The sequence below is a fragment of the Luteimonas panaciterrae genome (genome assembly GCF_020511115.1).
GTDB lineage: Bacteria > Pseudomonadota > Gammaproteobacteria > Xanthomonadales > Xanthomonadaceae > Luteimonas > Luteimonas panaciterrae.
Map to the genome: position 1 here is coordinate 609,778 of NZ_JAJAVH010000007.1, position 18,706 is coordinate 628,483.

The 18,706-nt window shown below is 66.1% G+C and carries 18 protein-coding genes and 1 tRNA gene; 10 read left to right on the top strand and 9 right to left on the bottom strand.

Going from position 1 to position 18,706, the window contains the following annotated elements:
* Positions 1 to 68: 68 nt before the first annotated feature.
* The 3 genes from LG367_RS10730 to LG367_RS10740 all read left to right on the top strand — a co-directional run bounded on the left by LG367_RS10730 (position 69) and on the right by LG367_RS10740 (position 2,954).
* A complete protein-coding gene (locus LG367_RS10730; RefSeq protein WP_226469223.1) occupies positions 69 to 2,012 on the top strand; it encodes an MFS transporter in 1,944 nt (647 codons plus the stop codon).
* 163 nt (positions 2,013 to 2,175) lie between these two features.
* Positions 2,176 to 2,547: a CD225/dispanin family protein gene (locus tag LG367_RS10735; protein ID WP_226469224.1), complete on the top strand. Its 372-nt coding sequence runs from the start codon at positions 2,176 to 2,178 to the stop codon at positions 2,545 to 2,547.
* Positions 2,547 to 2,954, top strand: a complete 408-nt coding sequence (locus tag LG367_RS10740) for a DUF2752 domain-containing protein (RefSeq protein WP_226469282.1) — start codon at positions 2,547 to 2,549, stop codon at positions 2,952 to 2,954. Before LG367_RS10735 ends, LG367_RS10740 begins: the two co-directional genes overlap by 1 nt.
* Before the next feature lie 431 nt (positions 2,955 to 3,385).
* On the opposite strand, the gene LG367_RS10745 is transcribed toward LG367_RS10740, so the two are convergent.
* Genes LG367_RS10745 through LG367_RS10760 form a run of 4 tightly spaced genes read right to left on the bottom strand, consistent with a single transcriptional unit; the run spans position 3,386 to position 6,505 of the window.
* A complete protein-coding gene (locus LG367_RS10745) occupies positions 3,386 to 4,303 on the bottom strand; it encodes a hypothetical protein (RefSeq protein WP_226469225.1) in 918 nt (305 codons plus the stop codon).
* A 41-nt stretch (positions 4,304 to 4,344) separates the two neighbouring features.
* Positions 4,345 to 5,265, bottom strand: coding sequence for an NAD(+) diphosphatase (nudC, locus tag LG367_RS10750; RefSeq protein WP_226469226.1), 921 nt, complete (start codon positions 5,263 to 5,265; stop codon positions 4,345 to 4,347).
* Between the two features lie 51 nt (positions 5,266 to 5,316).
* Positions 5,317 to 5,697: an iron-sulfur cluster insertion protein ErpA gene (gene erpA / locus LG367_RS10755; RefSeq protein ID WP_226469227.1), complete on the bottom strand. Its 381-nt coding sequence runs from the start codon at positions 5,695 to 5,697 to the stop codon at positions 5,317 to 5,319.
* A gap of 31 nt (positions 5,698 to 5,728) precedes the next feature.
* The gene (locus LG367_RS10760) at positions 5,729 to 6,505 is read right to left on the bottom strand and encodes a DUF6776 family protein (RefSeq protein ID WP_226469228.1); all 777 of its coding nucleotides are present in this window, start codon (positions 6,503 to 6,505) and stop codon (positions 5,729 to 5,731) included.
* Positions 6,506 to 6,637: 132 nt separating this feature from the next.
* On the opposite strand from LG367_RS10760, the gene LG367_RS10765 reads away from it, so the two are divergent.
* The 3 genes from LG367_RS10765 (at position 6,638) to LG367_RS10775 (ending at position 11,710) form a co-directional block, all read left to right on the top strand.
* Positions 6,638 to 7,234 carry a DUF4126 domain-containing protein gene (locus LG367_RS10765; RefSeq protein ID WP_226469229.1) on the top strand — a complete coding sequence of 199 codons (597 nt, stop codon included), beginning with the start codon at positions 6,638 to 6,640 and terminating at the stop codon, positions 7,232 to 7,234.
* Between the two features lie 179 nt (positions 7,235 to 7,413).
* Positions 7,414 to 9,270: an EAL domain-containing protein gene (locus LG367_RS10770; RefSeq protein ID WP_226469230.1), complete on the top strand. Its 1,857-nt coding sequence runs from the start codon at positions 7,414 to 7,416 to the stop codon at positions 9,268 to 9,270.
* A 10-nt stretch (positions 9,271 to 9,280) separates the two neighbouring features.
* Entirely contained in the window at positions 9,281 to 11,710 is a 2,430-nt protein-coding gene (locus tag LG367_RS10775) for a hybrid sensor histidine kinase/response regulator (protein ID WP_425490942.1), read from the top strand.
* An 83-nt stretch (positions 11,711 to 11,793) separates the two neighbouring features.
* Here the strand turns inward: LG367_RS10775 and bfr are convergent, their stop codons facing one another.
* The 3 genes from bfr to LG367_RS10790 form a co-directional block, all read right to left on the bottom strand.
* Complete coding sequence (gene bfr, locus LG367_RS10780; protein WP_226469231.1) at positions 11,794 to 12,264, bottom strand: bacterioferritin; 471 nt, start codon at positions 12,262 to 12,264, stop codon at positions 11,794 to 11,796.
* A gap of 126 nt (positions 12,265 to 12,390) precedes the next feature.
* Positions 12,391 to 12,612 (bottom strand): (2Fe-2S)-binding protein, encoded by a 222-nt coding sequence (locus tag LG367_RS10785; protein WP_226469232.1) that lies wholly within the window; start codon positions 12,610 to 12,612, stop codon positions 12,391 to 12,393.
* Between the two features lie 84 nt (positions 12,613 to 12,696).
* Complete coding sequence (locus LG367_RS10790) at positions 12,697 to 13,308, bottom strand: RNA pyrophosphohydrolase (protein WP_425490943.1); 612 nt, start codon at positions 13,306 to 13,308, stop codon at positions 12,697 to 12,699.
* A 167-nt stretch (positions 13,309 to 13,475) separates the two neighbouring features.
* Between LG367_RS10790 and LG367_RS10795 the strand changes: the two genes are divergently transcribed.
* The 4 genes from LG367_RS10795 (at position 13,476) to LG367_RS10810 (ending at position 15,446) form a co-directional block, all read left to right on the top strand.
* Positions 13,476 to 13,552, top strand: a tRNA-Met gene (locus tag LG367_RS10795).
* An 18-nt stretch (positions 13,553 to 13,570) separates the two neighbouring features.
* Complete coding sequence (queD, locus tag LG367_RS10800) at positions 13,571 to 13,927, top strand: 6-carboxytetrahydropterin synthase QueD (RefSeq protein ID WP_226469233.1); 357 nt, start codon at positions 13,571 to 13,573, stop codon at positions 13,925 to 13,927.
* A 136-nt stretch (positions 13,928 to 14,063) separates the two neighbouring features.
* Positions 14,064 to 14,462, top strand: a complete 399-nt coding sequence (locus LG367_RS10805) for a phasin family protein (protein WP_226469234.1) — start codon at positions 14,064 to 14,066, stop codon at positions 14,460 to 14,462.
* A gap of 261 nt (positions 14,463 to 14,723) precedes the next feature.
* Positions 14,724 to 15,446: a hypothetical protein gene (locus LG367_RS10810; protein ID WP_226469235.1), complete on the top strand. Its 723-nt coding sequence runs from the start codon at positions 14,724 to 14,726 to the stop codon at positions 15,444 to 15,446.
* Here LG367_RS10810 and LG367_RS10815 read toward each other — a convergent pair.
* Positions 15,440 to 18,118 (bottom strand): serine/threonine-protein kinase, encoded by a 2,679-nt coding sequence (locus LG367_RS10815; protein ID WP_226469236.1) that lies wholly within the window; start codon positions 18,116 to 18,118, stop codon positions 15,440 to 15,442. The two genes, LG367_RS10810 and LG367_RS10815, sit on opposite strands and share 7 nt — an antisense overlap.
* A gap of 18 nt (positions 18,119 to 18,136) precedes the next feature.
* On the bottom strand, positions 18,137 to 18,700 hold the full coding sequence (locus LG367_RS10820; protein ID WP_226469237.1) for an ECF-type sigma factor: 564 nt from the start codon (positions 18,698 to 18,700) through the stop codon (positions 18,137 to 18,139).
* Positions 18,701 to 18,706 lie beyond the last annotated feature (6 nt).

Sequence of the window (18,706 nt, forward strand, 5' to 3'; positions counted from 1 at the left end):
ACGCCAGGGGTAGCCGCGCAGGAAACAACGGATTCCGTTAGGCTTGCGCGCAATTGCGCGGAGGCCGCATGGCACACAACCAGTTCGAACTGCTGCGGCAACGCCGCTTCCTGCCCTTCTTTTCCGTCCAGGCGCTCGGCGCGTTCAACGACAACGTGTACCGGCAGGCCATCATCGGCCTGCTCGGCTATCTGGCCGTCGCCGATGCCGACCGCACGCTCTACGCCAATCTGGCGCCGGCCATCTTCATCCTGCCGTACTTCCTGTTTTCCTCGATCGCCGGCCAGTTCGCGGAGAAGCTGGAGAAGTCGCGCCTGATCCGCGTCACCACGATGATGGAAATCGTGATCATGTCGGTGGCGGCTGTTGGCTTCCTGTTGCAGAACATGCCGCTGCTGCTGGTGGCGCTGTTCTGCACCGGCGTGCAGTCCACGCTATTCGGGCCGGTGAAGTATTCGATTCTGCCCTCGGTGCTGAAACCCGAGGAGCTGACCGGCGGCAACGGCCTGGTGGAGATGGGCACCTCGATCTCCATCCTCGTCGGCATGATCTTCGGCGGCCTGATCTTCACCATCGCCGGCAGCCATGGCACGGTGGTGGCGGCCGTCGCGATCATCCTGCTCGCGATCACCGGCAATCTCGTCTCGCGCATGATCCCGCAGGTGGATGCGGGCGCGCCGGGTCTGAAGATCAACTGGAATCCGATACCGGAATCCATCGCGATCTGGGGACTCACCCGCAAGCAGACCGCCGTGCGCAATTCGGTGCTGGGCGTGTCGTGGTTCTGGTTCATCGGCACCGTGCTCACCGCGCAGCTGCCAAGCTACGCCGTCGTCAATCTCGGCGCGATGCCGAGCAATACCACGGTCTATGTGTTCTGCCTGGCGCTGTTCTCCGTCGGCACCGGCGTGGGTTCGCTGTTGTGCGAAAAGCTCTCCGGGCGCACGGTGGAAATCGGCCTGGTGCCGCTGGGCGCGTTCGGCATCAGCGCGTTCCTGATCGATCTGTATTTCGCGCGCAGCGGTGCGCCGCCCGTGACCGGGCTGACGTTGAGCAGCTTCCTGCATACGGCCGGCACCTATCGCCTGATGATCGACCTGGTCGGTATCGGCCTGTTCACCGGCTTCTTCGTGGTGCCGCTGTTCGCGCTGATCCAGAGCCGCACGCCGAAGGACGAGATCTCGCGCGTCATCGCCGGCATGAACATCCAGAACGCCGCCTTCATCGTGCTGGCGGCGGTGCTCGGCATCGCGCTGCAGATGAAGGAGCTGACGCTGTTCGGCCACCGCATCGCCATGCCCGGGCTGAGCATCCCGCAGGTGTTCCTGGCACTGGCGATCGCCAACGCGCTGGTGGCGATCTACATCTTCACGCTCGTGCCCGAATTCCTGATGCGCTTCCTGAGCTGGGTGCTGGTGCGCGCGCTCTACCGGCTGCGCCTGCACGGCATCGAGAAGAACGTGCCCGATGAAGGCCCCACGTTGCTGGTCTGCAACCACGTGAGTTACATGGACGCGTTGATCCTGTCGGCGGCGATCCCGCGACCGGTGCGCTTCGTCATGTATTACAAGATCTTCAACATCCCGGTGATGAGCTGGATCTTCAAGCAGGCCAAGGCGATCCCGATCGCCGGCGCCAAGGAGAATCCGGAGCTGATGCAACGCGCGTTCGACGAGATCGACGCGGCATTGGCGGACGGGCAGTTGGTCGGCATCTTCCCGGAAGGCGCGTTGACCAAGGACGGCGGGATCGCGCCGTTCAAATCAGGCGTGGAACGCATCCTGGAGCGCACCTATGAAAGCGGGCGCCCCGTTCCGGTGGTCCCGATGGCGTTGCGCGGCATGTGGGCCAGCATGTGGAGCCGCCGCGACACTCGCCTGGGTCGCATGCGCGTGCCGCGGCGCTTCCGCGCGCACATCGAGGTCGCCGTGGCAGCCCCCGTGGACGGCCATACGGCGACCGCGGAAAGCTTGGAAACAGCGGTGCGCGCCTTGCGCGGCGATGCGGCATGAGTCCGTCGCGCGGATGCGCGACGTCCGATCGGGTAACTTTGCCTAGGCGCCGCGCTCGGTTAGGCTAAGCGCAGGGGACATCCAAGCGGCGGAGCGCCAGGTCGAGGACCGGCGCCCATTCGATCCCCTGCCTTATTCCATTCATCGATAACGGAGATCGACCATGAGCAGCCTGCCGCCCTCACCTCCGCCCGCTCCCGGGCAATCCTTTGGCGCCGCCGCGCCGCTACCGCCGGGGAGCGTGCCGAACTACCTCGCCTGGTCGATCATCTCGACGGTCCTGGGCGCCTGCCTGTGCTGCCCGCTGGGCCTGCTCGGCATCGTCGCCATCGTCTTCTCCAGCAAGGTCAACGGCCTGCTCGCGCAGGGCAACCTCGAAGCCGCGCAGCGCGCCTCGAAGAACGCCAAGACCTGGTGCTGGGTCGCGACGGCACTGGCGATCATCGGCCTGCTGATCAACGTCTACTTCTACGCGACGGGTGGCCCGGCGGCCTACCAGGAGTGGATGCGCCAGATGCAATCCATGCAGCAGTGATCGCATCGCGTCCACTGCAAGCAACCCTGGCGACGGCGGCGGTGGGAACCGCCGCCGTCGGCATTTGGGTGCTGCGCAATTTCGATCCGAACGTCCCGGGCATCTTCCCCCCGTGCGTGTTCCACGAACTGACCGGCTACTGGTGCATCGGCTGCGGCATCACGCGCGCACTGCACGCCCTCGTGCATGGCGACATCGCACACGCGTTCTCGATGAATCCACTGGCCATGACGCTACTGGCGATCTCGCCCCTGCTCACCGCCTGGAAATTCGGCTGGCGCCCACGCTGGCTGCACCCGCTAGTCGCGCTACTGTCGGAGCCGAAGCTTTGGTTGATTCTGTTGCCGACGTACTGGGTCGCACGCAATCTGCCGTGGTGGCCCTTTACTTTGCTAGCGCCGAATTAACAGCAATCACTAGCTGTTGCAGCTTGCTTCTAAAAAATCTTTGAGTCGCCGCCACATCCGGAGACCCGGAGGGTGGCGCACAGGGATGTGCGCCGTTTTTCGACCGAGCCAGGATGGCGAGTCGAAAAATCCCGATAGCAGTGATGCGGTGGGGCTGCTTTGTCGGGAAAAGCGTTTTTCTTTGGTTCGTTTCTTTTGGGGCTTACCAAAAGAAATGAACTCGGCCGCGCAGCGGACGAAACGCTTTTGCTCTTCAAAGGCAACAGCCTAAAAGCAAAGACGCTGGATTCCGGCTTGACCAGCCATCCGGCTGTTAAAAACCGCCGGAATGACGAGCAACAGCAACATCAAAATGGATCCCAGCTTCCGCTGGGATGACGAGCCAAGGCAACGTCCATGGATTCCCGCCTACGCGGGAATGACGAACCTCTTCAGCTCACCCATCCCCCGATCACAAACACCGCCAACACCGCCAACCACACCAACAACACCCGCCAAACCAAACTCATCGCATCCCGCAATTCCGGCAACTCCGACACCCCGGCCACCAGCGCGGCCGACTTGGCCACCACGCCGGACTCGGTCTCATCCGCCGCCTCTTCCGCAAGCTCGCTCTTCACACTGGCTCGCGCCGCCGCTTCCAGAAACCCGGCATCCAGCGAGAACGAGGCGCCACCGGCTTCCTTCCAGGCACCGAAGACGGAGTCGAAATTCCCCACCAGCGCCATCGCCAGCGTCATCACCTGCGCCACCGGCCAATCGAGGATGGCGAGCAAGGTACGCGCGCCGGCAACGGTCTCCGGCGGCAAGACATGCGTACCGTCGCCTTCGGCGGTGATCGCGGTGAGGCGATACAGCAATGCGCCCACCGGCCCGAGCAGCATGAACCAGAACAACACCCCGAACCAACGCTGCTTGGCGTTGCGGAAGACGGCGCCCACCAGTGACGGACCATCCAGCGATACCGGCTCGCCCGGCGGCCACAAATGCGAGGCCGCATTGTGGCGAGCCACCGGATCGCGCGCCTCGGCGATCGCATCGACCTCGCGATCGAGATCGCTCGGCCCCCAGGTGTAGAACAGCACGGCGATGCCGAACAGGATCGCCGCCAGCCCCAGTACCGGGCCGTCGTCGAGCGCGAACTGGAAGAACAGCACCAGCAGCAACGGCGGCAGCAGCGCCAGCACGATGCCGTACTGGCTGCGCCAGAAGCTCTCCTGCGGGAATTTCGAATCCAGCCAGCGCGTCCAGGCGTGGTACCAGCCGTAATGGCGGACGGCGGGCGCCAGCGACGGCGCGAGATGGCCAAGCGCGAGGGCGACGACGGTGGCGATGAGGGTGACGAACATGGCCCGAGTTTAATGCACCGGCGCGACGGCCTGCATCGCGGTCAGCGGCGGGCGCGCATCTCCGCGTGCCAGCGGTCGATCAGCCAGCGCGAGATCGAAATCGAGGGCGACAGCAGCAAGGGCACCTCCTCTCCGCGCTGGCGCGAATCCGAGGCGCGGATCGCCGCATCGATCTCGTCGAAGGTGAACCAGCGTGCGTCCTCGAGTTCATCGTCGACCACCGGCTCGTCCGGCTCGGCCTCGGCCAGGAAGCCCAGCATCAGCGACGAGGGGAACGGCCACGGCTGCGAGGCCAGATAGCGGCAACTGCGCACGCGCACGTGGCTTTCCTCGAAGACTTCGCGCGCCACCGTCTGTTCCAGCGATTCGCCCGGCTCGACGAAGCCGGCCAGCGTCGAATAGCGCCGCGGCGGCCACGCCGCCTGTCGGCCAAGCAGCAATCGCTCGCCATCGCTGACGGCGACGATCACCGCCGGATCGGTGCGCGGATAGTGTTCCAGCCCGCATTGCGGACAGCGTCCGAGCCAGCCCGCCGACACGAAATCCAGCGCGGTGCCGCAGGCGCCGCAATGACGATGCCGTGCGCGCCAGTGCAGCAGCGCGCGCGCTTGCGCGAACGCGGTCGCCGCCGGTGCCGGCCAAGCCGCGGCCGCGGTACGCAGATCCACGCGCTGCACCAGTTCGAGCATGATCTCCTCGGCGCGCAGCGCGAACCAGGCGTCCTCACCCTGCAGCCCCAGAAACAAGGCGCGCGCCGGATCGATGTCGGCGAAGTCGTCGCCGCGCAGCACCAACATTCCGCCTTCGGCATCGGCGCCGGCTCTGCCCTCCTCGTCGATCGCGAGCAGTTGAGCGCGCGACCACAGCGCCACCAGCGCATCGGCATCGCGGCGCAGGTGTTCGGCACGGTCGAGCGCGCCTTCGACGAAGGCGTAGGTAGTGGCGTTGGGCTGTTGCGTCATGGGCGATCGTCGGCTCGAATCTGCCAGTAGAAGCCCGCGCAGGAGCGGCCGTTAGACGGTGAACGAGGACCCGCAGCCGCAGGTCGATTTCGCGTTCGGATTGCGGATCGTGAACTGCGCGCCGTGCAGGCTCTCGACGTAGTCGACGGAAGCGCCCATCAGATATTGCAGGCTGAGCGGATCGACCAGCAGCGTCACGCCGTCGGTGTCGATGGCGAGGTCGTCCTCGCCCTGTTGCTCGTCGAACTCGAAGCCGTACTGGAAGCCGGAGCAGCCGCCGCCCTGGATGTAGACGCGCAGCTTGAGCGCCGGATTGCCTTCCTCGGCGATCAGCTCGCGCACCTTGGCCGCGGCCGAGGGGGTGAAGTCGAGCGGACGCTCCAGCGATTGGTAGCCGGGCGCGGCGGGCATGTTGGGGGTGGTCGCTTCCATGCCTACAGGATGGGGCGCCGAGGGTGCCGCTTCAAGTTCCGGTGGCGGAACGCTCGGTCGCGGCGGCTTCGGCGGCCGCCTCGGTCCACGGGAACGACTGTTCGACCGCCGAACCGCCCTGCGGATCGAGCCGCACGCTCACGCGCAGCGGCTTGAAGCCGGGCGGCAGCACGATGTCGCCCTCGACCTGCTGGAAATACTTGAACGAATAGGCAACTCCGGGCGCGTTCGGTTGCTGACGGAGATCGGCCCAGCCCAGGCGCTGCAGCTTGCCCTCGCGCGTGCCTTCCACCGACAGGGCCACGTTGCCGCTGCTGACCGCGCCGCGGTTGAGGTTCTGGGTCAGGGTGGCGGTGAAATGCCAGGCGACGTCGCTTTGCGGCTGCAATTGCAGCTCGTGCACGGTGAGCCCGCGCCGCTGCCCGGTGGCGCCGACGAAGCGCTCGTAGAAGGCGACATCGGCACGCAGGCCGGAAATCTCCTCGTCGCGTTCGGCCAGCGTGCCCTGCAGGTCGCGGTTGGCGTCACGGCTGATCTGGTCGGAGCGGGTCAGCGTGGCCACCTGCTGCTGCAGGGTCTCGATCTGCGCCTGCTGCTCGCGCAGGCGCGCGCGCGGATCGCCCGCCGCCGGCACGAACACCCGCCACAGGCCCCAGAAGCCGAACAGCAAGGAGAGGATCACGATCGCGCCCCAGTGCCAGGGCTTCAGGCGCCGCTTCTTGGCGGCCGGAGCGGGCGCCGGTTGCGCGGGGGGAGCGGCGGCGGCGGGCGTCTGCGTCCCGGCCGCGGGTTGTTCAGTTTCTGACATCACACCGGTATAGCGAGCAGCCCGAACCGGCGTCAACCTGCATCCGGCAGGGAGCGCGGTAGCCACTCAGGCTGCGCTAATCTGCGCGCACGCATTTTTGCATCGCCACACTGGGGCCTAGGGAGAGCTGCGATGTCGGAAGCCCATCTGTTCGCGATCGGCGTGCTGCTGGCATGGCTGGCCGGCATCCGTGTCTATCTCACCGTGTTCGGGATCGGCATCGCCGGCTATTTCGGCTGGCTCGACCTGCCGCAGGCGCTGGAAGTCACCAGCTCGCCCTGGGTGCTCGGCGTATCCGGGGTGCTGGCGCTGGCAGAGTTCTTCGCTGACAAGATTCCGGGCGTCGATTCCGGCTGGGACCTCCTGCACACCCTGCTGCGGGTGCCGGCCGGCGCCTTCCTCGCCGCCGCCACGCTGTCGCCGGACGGGCATCTGGGCGCCGGCATGCTCGCCACCGGGGCCGGCGTGGCCCTGACCAGTCACGTGATCAAGGCCGGCTCGCGGGCGCTGATGAACACCTCGCCCGAGCCGGTCAGCAACTGGACCGCCTCGGTGACCGAGGACGCCGTGGTGGTCGGTGGGCTGGCGCTGGCGTTCGCGCATCCGTGGATCGCGCTGGCGATCGTGGTCGCGGTCAGCCTCTCGTTCGCGCTGCTGCTGTGGTGGATCTGGCGCAAGCTGTTCCGCCGCGCGCCGAAGCGGCCGGTCGAGGCGGGGACGCGCGCCTAGCGAGGCCGACCTTTGGGGCTCGGCGCCGGGGCCATGACAAACGCCCAAGAACGGCAGCCGCTCACATCAAGGCACATGAATGCGCCCATCGCGGTGCCGAACCCGTCCTGTCCGCGTGGTTCGATGCTGTAGGCTGTATCACACTATCGCGACAACGACCGATCAGGGGATCAGGACCCGTGCCCGTCACGCCAACGGCCGCTGCTGCCGACGCAGAGCGCAAACATGCCGCGCGCGCAGAATTCCCGCCGCCGCACTACTGGCGGCGTTGGGGCGTGTCGGATGCGCCACCGGCTCAGCTCCCGGCACTCGACGCTGCCACCGACGATGCAGCGGCATCCGCGCCCGCGCTACGCGCCGCTCCGCCCGTCGAACCCGAAGGCGAAGCACCCTATCGCGTCCTGCTGATCGAGGACGACCGCAGCCAGGCCCTGTTCGCGCAAAGCGTGCTCAACGGCGCCGGCATGGACGTGCGCGTGATCGGCTCCGGCACCGAGATCCTGGCGGCGCTGCGCGAGTTCGGCCCCGAACTGGTGCTCACCGACCTGCACATGCCCGGCACCAGTGGCATCGAGATCACCAGCGCGATCCGCGCCGATCCCGCCTTCTCGCAGATGCCGGTGGTGATCCTCACCGGCGACACCGATCCGGACCAGCAGCTGGAAGTGCTGCAGGCCGGTGCCGATGACGTCCTCTCCAAGCCGGTGCGGCCGCGCCACCTGATCGTCGCCGTGGCCAGCCGCGTGCGTCGCGCGCGTGCCTGGCAGCGCCAGCGCGACGGCGAAGGCCGGCATCCGCTCACTGGGCTGTACACGCGCGCGGCGATGCTGCAGCGCCTGGACGCCGCCATCCACGCACAGACCCCGAGCGGGCTGTATTTCGTCGAGATCGAAGGCGTCGCCACGCTGCGCGACCGCTACGGCTACTTCGCGCTCGAAGCGGCGTTGATCGAAGCCGGGCGCGCCATCGCCGCCATCGCCGACGACAACGCGGTCGCGCGTCTCAACGAGAATTCGTTCCTGGTGCTCGCGCCCGATGCCGGCGCCGCCGCGCAGCTGGATCGCGCACGCGCGCTGCGCGACGAACTCGGCCGCCGCGACATCACCATCGGCGACGAATCCGTCCGCCTGCGCGCCCTGATCGGCTACACCCCGCTGCCGCACAGTTTCGAGGATGCCACCAGCGCACTGGCCGCCGCCGAACAGGCCCTGCGCCTCGCGCGCGCGCAGCCGGCGGGCATCGCCGTGCACGTGCCACCGGCGAAGGAACGCGGCACCGACAGCGCCGGCATGCGCCTCGTGCACGAAGCGATGATGCATGACGGCTTCGAACTCGCCTATCAGCCGATCATCGCCGTCGCCGGCGGCGGCGAGGCGCAATACCAGACGCTGCTGCGGCTGCGCGACGGTGAAGGTCAGCTGCATACCGCCGGCGAGATCCTGCCCGCCATCGAGGCGACCGGCGCGCTGCAGGAAATCGATCGCCGTGTCATGCAGCTCGCCGTCGCGGTCTTGCGCCGGCGCAGTCGCGAAAAGCAGCCCGTGCGCCTGTTCGTCTCGCAATCGGCGCGCAGCCTGGGCCGCGGTGGTTACGCCGACTGGCTCCTCGCGCTGGTGCGCGAGGAAGGCATCGACAGCGGCTCGCTCGTGCTCGACGTGCGCCAGGACGACGCACTGATCCACACCATCGCATTGCAGGAATTCTGCGCCGCAATGGTCACCGCCGGCGTGCAGCTGTGCCTTGGCCAGTATCGCGCCAGCGACGAAGCCAATGCCCTGCTCGCGCAGTTGCCGCTGAGTTTCGTGCGCCTGTCGGCGCGCTACTCCAGCCACCTCGACGACGTGCCGCTGCGCGACGAAATGCGCGCGGCGATCGAGCGCGCGCACCTGCTCGGCCTGCAGGTGATCGGCCAGCAGGTGGAGAACCCACAATCGGCGGCGACGCTGTGGGTGAGCGGCGTCGACTACATCCAGGGCAACCTGGTGCAGCAGGCCGCCGACACGCTCGATTTCGACTTCCAGCACTCGATCCTCTGAGCGCCTGCGCATGGACTTCCGGGCATCGCCACCGCCTCCGGTCCCGACTTGGCTGGCACCCGCGGCGGCCGGTGGCGCGGCATTGCTGCTGCTCCCGGGTTTTTTCGGCATCGGCGGCGCCTGGCATGCCCTGGCGCTGCTGCTCACGCTGATCGCCGCCGGCGCGGCCGCCTACGGCATCAAGACCACGCGCGAACGCGAGCATGCCGAACGCGAACTGCAGAACGAGATCATGGTCCGCGACGCGGCCCGGCTCGACGAGCTGCAACGCGAACTCGAACGGCACACGCAGCTCGAACGCGAACTGCGCCATGCGAAGCAGGCGGCCGAATCCGCGTTGATGTCGAAGGACGAATTCCTCGCCACGATGAGCCACGAGATCCGCACGCCGCTCAACGGCATCGTGCCGATGCTCGACCTGCTGATCCACGCCCCGCTCGCGCCCGACCACATCGAACTGGTGCGCACCGCCTACACCTCGTCGCAGCAGATGCTGCGCATCGTCGACGACATCCTCGACTACTCCAAGCTCGAAGCGGACAAGCTCGAACTCGAATCCACCAGCTTCAATCTGCGCGAAGTGCTCGACGGCGTGATTCGCCTGATGGAACGCCCGGCACAGAACAAGGGGCTGCGACTGCACCTGCAGATCGATCCGTCCGTGCGACTGCCGGTACGCGGCGATCCGGTGCGGCTGCGTCAGGTGCTGAGCAACCTGGTGAGCAACGCGGTGAAATTCACCGAACGCGGCTCGGTGACGGTGAGCGTGCGCCGCATCGGCGAAACCGGCGCGCAGCACCTGCTGCATTTCGAAGTGCGCGACACCGGCATCGGCATCGCCCAGGATGCACAAGCGCGACTGTTCCAGGCCTTCACCCAGGCCGATGCCTCGACCACGCGCCTGTACGGCGGCACCGGACTCGGACTGGCGATCTGCAAGCGCATCGTCGACCTGATGGGCGGACGCATCGGCGTGGAATCCATGCCGAAACAAGGCGCCGCGTTCTGGTTCGAAGTGCCGCTGCTGAAGGCGCAGGGCGACATTCCCGGCGCGGCGCCCGACGCCGCCGATCGCGGGCGCGTATTGCTGCTCAGCACCGATCCGCGCCTGCGTCTGCGCCTGTCGCTGCTGCTGCCGAACTGGGGATTGCGCGTGGCCGCGGTGGAGACCACGCAGGAAGCCATCGACCGCCTGCGCAACTCGATCAGCCTCGGCTCGGATTGGGCGTACTCGATCGTGCTCGCCGATCTTGCCGGCATGCGCAACACCGTGCCCGCGCTGCAGCGCTATCTGGCGCGGCAGACCGTTTCGAAGCGCCTGCATCTGGTCTGCCTCTACGGCGACGAACCGGTCGGCGACGACCTGCGTCGCAGCGCCACCCTGCTCAGCCGCAATGCGCCCGACGACGATCTGCGCGATGCGCTGACCGCGCTGGATTTTTCCGAAACGGCACAGGCTTCGGCCGACGAATGCGCGAAGCAGGCGGCAGCGGCATCGCTGCAGGATGCCCGTGTCCTGCTGGTGGAAGACAACCCGGTCAATCTCATGGTCGGGCAGCGCCTGTTGAGCGTGCTCGACATCCGCAGCGACACCGCCGGCAATGGCGAGATCGCCCTCGCCAAGATGGCGGAAGCGCCTTACGACATCGTGCTGATGGACTGCCAGATGCCGGTCATGGACGGCTACACCGCCACGCGCCAGTGGCGCGAACGCGAACGCGCGGTTGGCGGCAGGCATCTTCCGATCATCGCGATGACCGCCAACGCGATGGCCGGCGATCGCCAGAAGTGCCTCGACGCCGGCATGGACGACTACCTGCCCAAGCCCGTGACACGCGCCGAACTCGAAGCCTGCCTGCAGCGCTGGTGGAATCCCGAAGCCGCTGACGACACGACGCCTGAAGACATTCCGTTCGACGATGCGGATATCCAGCCGAGCGACGTGCGCATCGACATCAACGATCCGAAGCTGAGCGGACTGGCCGGCGAGGATGCCGATACTTCCGCCGCTCCATTGCCGTCCCCTGTGGACGTCGCCACACCATCATCTTCTGTCGAGCCGGAAACTCGCCAACCGGAGAGTCCCTTGCTAGCACCCGCCATCGACAACGAAATCCTCGAAGACCTGCGCGGCCTGCTCGGCGGCGAATTCGATCGCCTGGTCGATCTGTTCCTCGAAGATGCGCCGCAATTGATCGGCACGATGCAGGCGGCGGCTGTCGGCCCGGATTTCCAGCGGCTATACGATGCCGCGCATGCGCTGAAGAACTCCAGCGCCAACCTCGGCGCGGTGCCGCTTTCGGATGCGACCAAGTACGTGGAACTCGGTGCGCGCACGCAATCGTTGCCGAACGCGAAGGCAGACGTCGCGAGAGTCGCGGCCGAATTCGTGCGTGTGAAACATGCACTGCTGGCGCTGAAACGCAAAGCGACGGCCTGAAGTATTCCGGCACTCGCGCTCGTCATTCCCGCCTTCGCGGGAACGACGAATCAGGGGCAGACAAACTCCGCCCCGCTAGAGAATCAATCCTCGATCTTGCGCTGCAGATAATTCTGCTCGCCGACGCGCTGCATCAGGTCGAGCTGCGTCTCCAGCCAATCGACGTGCTCTTCCTCGGAGTCGAGGATGTCGTTGAACAGGCGGCGGCTGACGTAGTCGTTGACCTTCTCGCAATAAGCGATGGCCTCGCGCAGCAGCGGGATCGCTTCCATCTCCAGCGCCAGGTCGCACTCGATGATCTCGCGCGGCGACTCGCCGACCTTCAGCTTGCCCAGTGCCTGGAAGTTCGGCAGCCCTTCGAGGAAGAGAATGCGATCGGCAAGCTTGTCGGCATGCTTCATCTCGTCGATCGATTCTTCGTACTCGTGCTTGGCGAGTTCGTGCAGGCCCCAGTTCTTCAGCATCTTCGAATGCAGGAAATACTGGTTGATCGCGGTCAGCTCGTTGTAGAGCGCCTGGTTGAGATACTTGATGACTTGTGCGTCGCCTTTCATGGCCGACCTCTGCAAAACCCGGGACGCGGCCACTCTAGCGCCATGAAAAAAACCATGACGAAACGCGAATCGTGCGCATCACGCACGAACGGGACACACGCACTAACGGGACGCGCACGATCGGGATCAGGCGGCGCTGAGCACCAGCGGGAAGGGAACGACGTTGCCGCCTGTGCGCGGAGCCTCATTGCGTGTCTCGTCGAGAATTTCACATGCCATCGACACGCAGCTGCCACAGGTGGCGCCACAACCGGTCCGCATCGTGAGTTCGGCCATGCTTCCGCAGCCGGCCTGGGCCGCCTGACGGATTTCACGTTCGGTCACACCATTGCAGAGACAGACGTACACGGTTGCGGGCTCGGGACACCTGGGAACTGACGCCCATTCCGCCACCAATGAGAATGATTGTCAATTCTTAACGTGACTGAAGCTTCAGCCAGAGCCGGGGTCCGGTTTCTGTCCGGTCTTGGCGCTCCCCGCCGGACGATGCCGGGACCGCTGTGACCGATGCCGGCCGACGGCCCGCGCCCAGGCCTCGATCTGGGCGTTCGGGATGGCATGTGCCCCGGCGATCTGGCGCGCGAACGGCGCCAGGTGGCGCAGGGCGCTGGCGTAGACGCCACGCTTGAACGTCACCACGTGCTCGAGCGGGTACCAGAAGTCCACCCAGCGCCAGTGGTCGAACTCGGGCTTGTCGGTCAGGTCCAGGCGCAGGTCGGTGTCGCAGCCGGTGAACTGCAGCAGGAACCAGACCTGCTTCTGGCCGATGCAGATCATCCGGTCATTGCGGCGGATGGCCCGCGGCGGCAGGCGATAGCGCAGCCAGCCCGGCGTCACCCCGAGCACGGCCACGTGCTCCGGCAACAGGCCGGTTTCCTCGCGCAGCTCCCGGTACATCGCCTCCAGCGGCGTCTCGTCGGTGTTCATCCCGCCCTGCGGGAATTGCCACCCGTCGCGCCGGACACGCCGCGCCCAGAAGACGCGACCGTCGGGGTGCATCAGCACGATGCCGACATTGGGTCTGTAACCGTCCGGATCGATCACGATGCGGACTCCAAATCTTTCACTGCCCCGACTCTGCCATGCCTGGCGTGAAGCGACAAGCTATGTGCCTGTTCACATTCTGGAAGGCCGGCATCCCTGGATGCGCATTGACGCCGGTCGGCGCGACATGGACAATTCGCGGTTCGCCGCGACCTCGCGCGGCCGATGGCTATGTAGCTCAGCCGGTTAGAGCACAGCACTCATAATGCTGGGGTCGGTGGTTCGAGTCCACCCATAGCCACCATTCGCCTGTCGTCCTGCCATGGACATCTTCAAGACCTTCACCATCGAAGCCGCTCACCGGCTGCCAAACGTGCCGCCCGGTCACAAGTGCGCGCGCCTGCACGGGCACTCGTTCCGCATCGAACTGCACGTCTCGGGCGAGCCCGGTGCCGAGACCGGGTGGGTGATGGATTTCGGCGACATCAAGGCGGCGTTCCGGCCGCTCTACGAGCAACTCGATCATCACTACCTCAATGAGATCGAGGGGCTGGAGAACCCGACCAGCGAGCGCCTCGCGATCTGGATCTGGGAGCACCTGAAACCCGCGCTACCGGCGCTGAGCGAGGTCGTCGTACACGAGACCTGCACCTCCGGATGCCGCTACCGGCCTGCCTAACTGATTGAATTCACTGGCGCCTGAACGATTCAGGCACTGCTCACTGGGATTTGTTGCGCCGCAACAAAAGCCGCGCTATGCTGCGCCGCAACATACTCCCGGCAATCCCTGCCGGCCCATCAAGCAGGAGTCCGCCATGTCCTACCAGTTCAACGAGCAGTTCACTGCCGTGTCGCGCCAGTTCGCCGACACCGCCGCCCAGGTCAACCGCCTGGCCCTCGAAAACGCCGAAAAGGTGTTCGGTCTGCAGCTCGCCGCGTTCGAAGAGAACGCCAACGCCACCTTCGCCTTCCTGGGTGAAGTTGCCGGCGCCCGCGATTTCGACAGCCTGAAGGCCGTGTGGCCGAAGGGCCTGCAGGTCGCCCGCGAGAACGCTGAGCGCGTCGTCAGCACCAGCCAGGAAGTGTTCGGCCGCACGCTGAAGACCAACGAAGCGATCGCCGAGATCGCCAAGTCCCAGATCGAGTCGACCACCGCCAAGGCGCAGGCCGAGGCCGAGCAGGTCGTCAAGGCCACCACGGCCAAGCGCAAGTAAGTCAGCAAACAGGTCAAATCGCCGGGCAACCGGCACGCGGTCTCTCTCCCCGCGTCTCAAACCCGGCAACGCAAGTTGCCGGGTTTTCTTTTGCCTGCGCGTCCGTCACGGCATCCGTCACCGGCGATGCGATTCGGGCGCGGTGATCCGGTTTCGCTCCGGTTTCCGTCTTAGTGTGTACGGCTCGGGAATCCCGCCCCGCCTCGTAATGAAGCAAGCCGCTTCCGATCGAGCCGGCCTCACACATCAAGGAGAGAGATCATGCGTTCGCTGATTTTCGTGTTGCTGCTCGCGCCGATGCTGTCGTTTGCGAATCCGATTTCGACGGTCGGAGGCAACCGCGAGTTTTGCGACGATCAACCTCCCGACAAGATTGCCGACGAAACCAAGGGTGGCGGATGCGAAGTCGACATGGTGGCCCTGGACAAGGCCAGCAGGGGGACCGAATCACTCGATCGGCTGCACGACCTGATGTTCGACGACGCACTCCTGACTCGGTTGAACGGCGCGCTCTGGTTTCAGACCTGGAAACTGGATCTCGATTCCGGGGCCGGGCTGGAGAAGGAAGAAGCGATGCTGATCGAGCTGTCCTTCGTCTCCGACGCGGGCCCGAGCTTCGGTGGACACCTGCTCGCGATTTCATTCGCGCGCAACCGGAAAGATGCCGCGATCGTGGCGACCTGGCTGACCACGCCCTACGCCGGATGGTCATTCGCCAGCGAAGAAGCTTACGTGCCCCAGAAGCTGGTCAGTGCCGTTCTACCTTTGGGAATGGTCGATGCAGGCTGGTTTCCGGACGTCGACATCGGATTCGATGAAAAAGGCGTGTTCATCGGCGTCGAGGGGGGCGAGTCGCGATTCTTCGCATTCCCGGACAATGCGCATTGGAGACCGTACCGTCTGCGCAATGGCTTCGTGATCGGCTCTCAGATCAAGTCGAGCATCGGCGCCAAACTCAACTGGCCGCTGCTGTACGGCTATTGAATTGCGCGACCCGTCGTCGAATCTTCCGTCCGCTGGAAACAGTTTTCGACCCTGCGTCGCTTGGGATCGGTCTCCGGGAACTCGGCGCGAATCACAGTCAATGCTTGCACTAGCTGCTGCCGGCTGGCGGCGGTGTGATCGTCGCGGCGAAGGCAGAGGATTTCGGCACGCGCGAAGGCGAGATTCGTGACCTGTCCGGGCAGGCGTTCGAAACTGTCGCGCGCCGCGATGGCGGCCGCGCGCGCTTCGTCGTCACGTCCCAGATCGTGCAGCGCCATAGCCAGGCCAAGGCGATGGATCGCCAGATTGAGATGGCCGGGCGCCAGGGTCTGTTCGGCAATGGCAACGGCATTGTGCAGGTGTTCGGAGGCCGCGGCGGCATCGCCCAGCGACCAGTGCAGCATCTCCCCCAGGTTGTATTCGGCCGCGGCAACGCGCTGATGTCGCGGCCCGTTGAGTTCGCGCTTGATCGCGAGCGAGCGTTCGAAGTACTCCACCGCCTGGGGATAGCGCCCCTGCTTCTGCGCGATCGTCCCCAACGCGCTGAGATCCCCCGCGGTGGCGCTGTGGCGCTCTCCGAACACCTGAAGGTGGATGCGCAAGGCCGCCTGGGCCATATGTTCGGCCTGATCGAATTGCCCCTGATCGCGACGCAGCAAGGCGAGCGTGTAGAGATCGCGCGCCACCGCGGGATCGTCACCGTCCGCATCGGTCGGCACTGCCAGGCTCGTCTCGAGCAATTCCTCGGCACGTGCATCCTGACCCGCGGCGAGCAGCACTCTGGCCAGTTGCTGTTGCGCTTTGCGCGTGCGCGCATCACGCACACCGAAGCGCCGCGCGTAATCGCGCACCAACTGCTCCTGTAACGCGAGCGACTGTTCGAGACGTCCGCCGGCCTGCAGCACGGAGGCACGCAGACCGAGCAGATCGAAGCGTTCCGCATCCATGTCCGATGTTTTCGGCAGGCTCGACAACGCTCGCGCGATGTCGGATTCGGCGATCGCATAGCGCCCCAATGCCTGCGCCGTGCGTGCGTGCTGGCGATAACTCTCGCGCAGTTGTGCGGAATCAGCCTGCGGGAGTCCTTGGCGCAAACGCAACGCAGTCGCCGAATAACGTTCGGCGTTGGCGTAGTCGTTGCGGACGAGATAGACCTCGGCGATCGCGGCAGACAGCGCGGCGCGGGTTTCGGCATCCTTGACCCGATCGCCGGTCAGGCGCTCCGCGCCTCGCGCAAGCAGCTCGCGCGCGCTCGGGTCGCGCCCACGCGACTGTTTCGGGTCGGCGGCGCGGAACAGATCGATCAGGAACGTGGTCACCTGCTCCGCCTGCGTGCGCCGCGCGTCCGCGTAGTCGCGCGATCGCGCCAACTGCCGGGACTGCAGCACAAGGCCGGTGACGAGCGCCAGCGCGCAGACCAGGGCGACGCCACCGATGGTCACCGCCACCGCGTTGCGGCGGATGAACTTGCGCAAGCGGTAGCCGCGCTCGTCGCGCCGTGCGGCGATCGGCCGCGATTCGAGCACGGCGCGCAGGTCCGCCGCCAACTGCTCGGCGCTTGCGTAGCGTTGCGTCGGCTCCTTGCGCAATGTGCGGGCGATGACCGCATCGAGATCGCCGCGAAACTGTCGCCGCAACATGTCGGGACCGGAGACATGGCGCGCATCCGCCACTTGTTCCGCTTGCCGCGGCTGTTCGCGCTGCAACCTGGCGAGCACCTGGCTCGCCAGCGGCGGAATCGTCCTGGTGATGTCCTCGACGAACTGGGCCGGCGAGCGATCGCGCATGGGCAGCGGCGGCTCGCCCGTGCACAACTCGAACAGCAGAGCGCCGAGCGAATAGACGTCCGAAGCCGTGCTTGTCGCCGCGCCGGTGATCTGTTCGGGCGCCGCGGTGGCGGGTGAAAAGTAGCGCTGTGCATCCAACGTCGCCTCGGCGACATCGCCGGCATCGCCTGGCAGCGGCTTGGCGATGCCGAAGTCGAGCAGCTTGACCCTGCCGTCTCCATCCACCAGCACGTTGCCCGCTTTCAGATCGCGATGCAGGACCAGGCGCTGATGAGCGTATTCGACCGCGCCGAGCACATCCAGCATCAGGCGGACACGCTCGCGGATCGGCAGCCGATGGCGATCGCAGTACACCGTGATCGGCACGCCGTCGACGAATTCCATCGCGAAGTAAGGCTGCCCTTCCGTCCATTCGCCGAAATCGATCAGGCGTGCGATGTGCGGATGTTCCAGCGTGGCCAGGAGGCGGCGTTCGCGACGCAGGCGCTGTCGCGTCTGCGGCAACAGGCGATCAAACAACCCCAGTTTCAACGCGACCGTTTGCACGCCTCCGTCGATCTCACGCGTTGCGCGATAGACGCGGCCCATGCCGCCGATGCCCAGTTCCTCCTCGATGCGGAACGGCCCGATCCGCGTTCCCGGCGCGAGCCGGCTGGCATCGATGAGGTCACTGCCCGCGCCTGCCCATGCACGCAAGGCCGGATCGTTCTCGTCAGAGCCAAGGTCCTCGTGCGCGTCCAGCAGGCGTTGCACGGCGCGGCGCAATTCGGCGTCCTCGCCGCATGCATCGCGCACGTATGCTTCGCGCGCATCGCCCTCGACATCGAGCGCGCGCGTGAACACATCAGCGGCGCGCGACCACACGATGGTCTGCGTAGATGTCATGCCGCGCTCCTGGCCGCGTCAGGACAACTGCTGGTGCAGCCACGCACGCGCGAACTGCCAGTCGCGCTTGGTCGTGGGCAGCGAGATGCCGATCGCTTCCGCGGTTTCCTCGATCGACAGCCCGCCGAAATAGCGCAGCTCCACTACCTTGCCGGCACGCGCATTGATCCGCTCCAGGCGCTGCAGCAGGCGATCCAGATCCAACGCGTCGAGGAGATCGGACACCGGAGCGGCGACATCGTGCCCCGCCCGCAATGTGACATGCATGACGCCCCGTCCCCGCTTCAACGCCGTGCGCTCACGCAGATGATCGACCAGCAGGCGCCGGATGACGTGGGCGGCGATCGCGTAGAAGTGCGCGCGGTTCTGGAACGGCATCGCGCGCTGTTCGACCAGCTTGAAATAGGCTTCGTTGGCCAGTTCGGTCGCCACCAGAGTGATCCGGCCCCCCTGGGAGAGTTGCTTCTGCGCCAGCCGCCGCAGCACCGGATAGACCTGCTCCAACAGCAGGGCTTCCGCTTCGGAGTCGCCGTCGCGCCACCGGGACAGCAGCTGGGTAATGTCTGGCGAGGTCGCATCCATGAGACG